The sequence below is a fragment of the Moorena sp. SIO3E8 genome, from assembly GCF_010692445.1.
Taxonomy (GTDB): domain Bacteria; phylum Cyanobacteriota; class Cyanobacteriia; order Cyanobacteriales; family Coleofasciculaceae; genus Moorena; species Moorena bouillonii.
Genome location: NZ_JAAHHM010000330.1, coordinates 1 through 1796, shown reverse-complemented (window position 1 = coordinate 1796; position 1796 = coordinate 1). Strand labels below are relative to the sequence as shown.

At 45.2% G+C, this 1796-nt stretch carries 1 pseudogene; it reads left to right on the top strand.

The features are described from left to right. Nucleotides 1-102: 102 nt before the first annotated feature. A pseudogene (locus F6K46_RS39530) lies at nucleotides 103-1521 on the top strand (reverse transcriptase domain-containing protein); the annotation flags it as partial. Nucleotides 1522-1796: the final 275 nt, after the last annotated feature.

The window sequence follows — 1796 nt, the reverse complement described above, 5'->3', positions numbered from 1 at the left end:
TAAGCTATGTCAAGCTTAATCCCCACTGTCGGGTAGGATGCAGGCGGAAACTGCCTGCGGGTATTCAGAATATACAAGTTCTAGGAGAGCATAGTTAGACGCATGGGAAACCATAGCGAACTTTGGAAAAGTCAAAAGTGGAAGAAACACCGCCAAAACTTATTCCGCCTACAAAAACGAGTATATAAAGCGGTTCGAGCTGGTGACCTAAAGAAGGCCAGGTCTCTACAAAAACTGATTATGAAGTCCCGCTCAGCACAACTTCTGGCTGTCCGACAAGTAACACAGCTAAACAAGGGTAAGAAAACAGCTGGACTTGATGGAAAGTCAAGCCTCAAGTACAGGGAACGCATGGAGTTGGCCGAAACACTGAACCTCTATGGCCGAGACTGGAAGCATAGCGGTCTCCGAGAAATCCCAATCCCTAAAAAGAACGGGAAAATTCGGATGTTAAAAGTACCAACCATAGCCGACCGAGCATGGCAATGTCTAGCCAAATTCGCCCTAGAACCAGCTCACGAGGCTACGTTCAGTGCCGACAGTTACGGGTTCAGAACAGGAAGGTGCGCACAAGATGTGCAAAAACGCCTCCAACTACACCTAAAATCTGATAAAAAGGGCATTAACAAGCGAATAATTGAACTAGACATAAAGAAATGTTTTGACCGCATCGCACACAGCTCAATCATGGATAGATTGCTAGCTCCTGCGTGCCTAAAACAGGGGATTTTCAGGTGTTTAAAAGCAGGCATCAATCCGGAATTCCCAGAGCAAGGAACACCCCAAGGTGGTGTGGTCAGTCCCCTACTAGCAAATGTGGCACTAAACGGAATTGAGGATATACACACAAGTTTGCGATATGCAGATGATATGGTATTCATCCTCAAGCCAAAAGATGACGCTGATAAAATCCTACAAAAAGTCAAAGACTTCTTGACAGAAAGAGGGATGGAAATCAGCGCTCGAAAGACCAAGCTAACCAAATCGATAGACGGATTTGACTTCCTATGAAGTTACCGTAAGAAGAAAGAAGCCTTTACAGGCGACAGACTATGCAAAAAAGGGTTAAAAATTATTAATTAAGGCTTCTTTCTTCTAAGGTTTCGTCTCCTGGGGTGGAAATTCCGCGTCAGAAAAGACGGAAAATTCTCGTGCATTCCCTCAGAGGAAAACCACCGAAATATCCGTAAGAAGATTAAAGCCGTGGTCAACAACTCGAATTATGGTGCAGAAGTAAAAGCCAAGAAATTAGCACCCATCATTCGCGGGTGGCGTAACTACCACAGCAGTTGTGATATGAGTAGCTCAAGGGATAGCCTGTGGTTCATAAACCATACCGCAAACCGTAAATTCCGCAAAGAAAAGAAAGTGAACCGGCACAAGGCTAATGAACTATGTAAAAAGGCATTCCCAAAAGTCGGCTACAAACAGAACCAACACGTGAATGTAAAGGGGACCAAGTCACCTTATGACGGAGACTTAGTCTACTGGAGTAAAAGGAATTCACGCCTATATTCCGATGCTGTTAGAGTCGATGTCCCCTATTACGGGGAGCACCTCTCCTTCAGAACCGTGCGTGAAACTTTCGCCTCACACGGCTCCTAGGTATTCTCTCCTTTCGGAGTGCTCCAATGTAACTGTTGATGGCAGCTTTGATGTACTGCTAATACAGGGCTATTTCATTCTCATGAAAGCTAATAAATGCTAGGCTTACAAGTTAGCTGAGAGTTTCATGAGTGACCATGCGTTTGTCTGCCCAATCTGCCCCTGCTGTCTCAGTTCCTAGCCTCACCCCA